The 2337-nt window shown below is 53.2% G+C and carries 1 protein-coding gene, 1 tRNA gene and 2 pseudogenes; 2 read left to right on the top strand and 2 right to left on the bottom strand.

The genetic code is table 11. From position 1 onward, the window contains the following. Both AC2FNY_RS21010 and istA read left to right on the top strand, forming a co-directional pair. A pseudogene (locus AC2FNY_RS21010) lies at window positions 1-109 on the top strand (DDE-type integrase/transposase/recombinase); the annotation flags it as partial. Window positions 110-269: 160 nt separating this feature from the next. Continuing rightward, window positions 270-878 (top strand): annotated as a pseudogene (istA, locus tag AC2FNY_RS21005) (IS21 family transposase); the annotation flags it as partial. A gap of 54 nt (window positions 879-932) precedes the next feature. On the opposite strand, the gene AC2FNY_RS21000 reads toward istA, so the two are convergent. Both AC2FNY_RS21000 and AC2FNY_RS20995 read right to left on the bottom strand, forming a co-directional pair. Continuing rightward, on the bottom strand, window positions 933-1877 hold the full coding sequence (locus AC2FNY_RS21000; RefSeq protein WP_496803651.1) for a hypothetical protein: 945 nt from the start codon (window positions 1875-1877) through the stop codon (window positions 933-935). 322 nt (window positions 1878-2199) lie between these two features. Further along, a tRNA-Met gene (locus AC2FNY_RS20995) sits at window positions 2200-2276 on the bottom strand. Window positions 2277-2337: the final 61 nt, after the last annotated feature.

Here is a 2337-nt window from a genome sequence, read left to right as displayed (position 1 = left end):
CGACAAGACCAGCCGTCCGAACGAGCTCTGGCAGACCGACTTCACCTATCTCAAGGTGATCGGCTGGGGTTGGTTCTATCTCAGCACAATCCTGGACGACTACAGCCGTTAAATCTATGAGTGCCGGACGTAATCTCCCCAAAACCGCCGTTTGAAATTTCCCCAACGTGCGCGGCTGCGCTGATTTTCGAACCTCAAATATTCGAAAATTGGCGTGGCCGGGTGAAGCAAGCTTGATGGCCCCAATGGAGAACGACGGGGGCAATCGAGTGCAGGGAATTAGGGAGATCGTTTTGATCAACGATTTACATAAACAAGGCTTGAGCATCTCAGCCATCGCCCGGAAGGTGGGCTGTGATCGCAAGACAGTTCGCAAATATCTCGAACGCGGTTTGGACGCTCCGATTTACGGTCCGCGCGCGCCGCGTGAGCGTCTGATAGATCCGTTTGAGGGTTTTCTGCGTGACCGCGTTCTTGCCTTTCCTGATTTGAGCGGCGCGCGTCTTTTGCGCGAAATCCGGGCGATGGGGTATGAGGGCAGCTACACGGCTGTGACAGATTTCCTGCGGGATGTGCGTCCGTCAAAGCAAACACCGTTCGAACGCCGCTTTGAAACACCGCCTGGGCAACAGGCGCAGGTGGATTTTGCCGAGTTCAGCGTTTCCTTTACCGATGAGCCCGGCGTCACGCGCAAGGTCTGGCTGTTTTCCACCGTTCTTGGCCATTCACGCTGGCTTTGGGGTCGGTTTGTGTCCAGTCAAAACCTGCAATCGGTCATGCGTTGTCATATCGCGGCATTTGAGGCCATGGGTGGAGTGCCAGAGCACATTCTGTATGACCGGATGAAGACAGCGGTGATTGGTGAAGATGAGAGAGGAGATCAAGAAACAGACAATCCGAAAACGCCGGTTGCAGCACCAAGCCGCTGCCGCCTAAACTCTGACAGAAAGCGAACCAGAGCCTCCGATACGAAACCGCTCATGATGTCCGGAAAACTCTGACGACGGACAGCCGATCAGGGCGTTCATTGATTCGACCCCAACATCAACTGAATCGGTCTGGTCGTTAGAGTAAGCTTCCCAAGCCGTTAGGAAAATATTGAGAATGTCAAGTCCAGTACCAAGTGTCGTTGCGGACTCCTGAAGAAACCCTAAGAATGAATCTAGTTCGTCAGCCGATGCAACAATCGAACGAAACTCGTTTGGCGACATTCCATTAATTCGAGGGCCTAGGTTATCCGAATAATGGAGCTGGATCATTTCCAGCATTGGCTCTTGAAAAAAGAGTTCACGATAATACGACAAATATTCTTCCGAAATCCCGAGCGCTACACCGACACCGGTCAAATAGTTGTCAAAATCATCAAGGTCCAACCCACAGATGACCCAAGCCGGGTCTAGTTCACTACATGTGGCGGGTGTAGAACCCGCTGTGATGGGATCAATGCCGAAGTTTGACCAATCAACTTCTGGCACAACAAAATCAAACTCGACGACACCTCCGGTTCCCGGAGGAGGAAGGCCGGGTAAATGGACTGGCGCCGCATCATCGTTGACAATGGTGAAGGTGGAGCGGTCCAGGTACGTGGAAACCGGATCGGAACTGTTCCGCTGAATGATCCCGGCAAAGCGCTCATTGCTTTCCACGCTGCTATCGTCGGTGATGCTGACGGTCGCGGTGCTCACGCCGGAACTGAAGTTCACTGCTCGGTTGACGATCCCGGTATAGTCACCGTTGTTGGAGTAGCCCTCGTTGGTGAGAGTTGAAAAGTAGATCGTCTCCGCAGGCAGATCGCCCGAGCGGGTGATGGTGAAGGTGATCGACCCGGCGTCCTCATCCACGCTGCCAGACACCGGCGTCATCGAGTAAGTGACCATAACAATTTCCAATCAAAATTCTCTATTCAGCGCCTAATTGGCCGCTGTTAGAGTCTAGCTCTTCCACGATGGGCACGATCGGGTCTCGCGCCAACAGATTTTTCGAATGGTGGCGTCTCGTTTGCACTGTACAGGGTCACCCGCTGCTTAGCACACCACAGCCGCCGAGGGGGCGAGTCCACCCCAACGCCGACGTGTTTCTCAGTCATATGCCAAACCCCGCGCAGGGGGCAGGTCAGTTGATGTGGCGTTGATGTAAGCGCAGGAAGGTCGACGGTACTGGAATACCATCGACTTATATATTTGATATTGTGTAGTATTTTGGTTGCGGGAGCAGGATTTGAACCTGCGACCTTCAGGTTATGAGCCTGACGAGCTACCTGGCTGCTCCATCCCGCGCCGGTTGTTTTTGTGATCGTATTAGAGAGAATTGAGTATTTATTAGGTTTGGCGGTGACCT

It is taken from the genome of Ruegeria sp. BHSC223 (assembly GCF_059613025.1).
This window is presented reverse-complemented; position numbering and strand designations above follow the sequence as displayed.

What these genes read in the sequence shown, in the direction of transcription:
- AC2FNY_RS21000 (WP_496803651.1), bottom strand. Translation starts at nt 1,877, where the DNA reads ATGGTCACTTACTCGATGACGCCGGTGTCTGGCAGCGTGGATGAGGAC.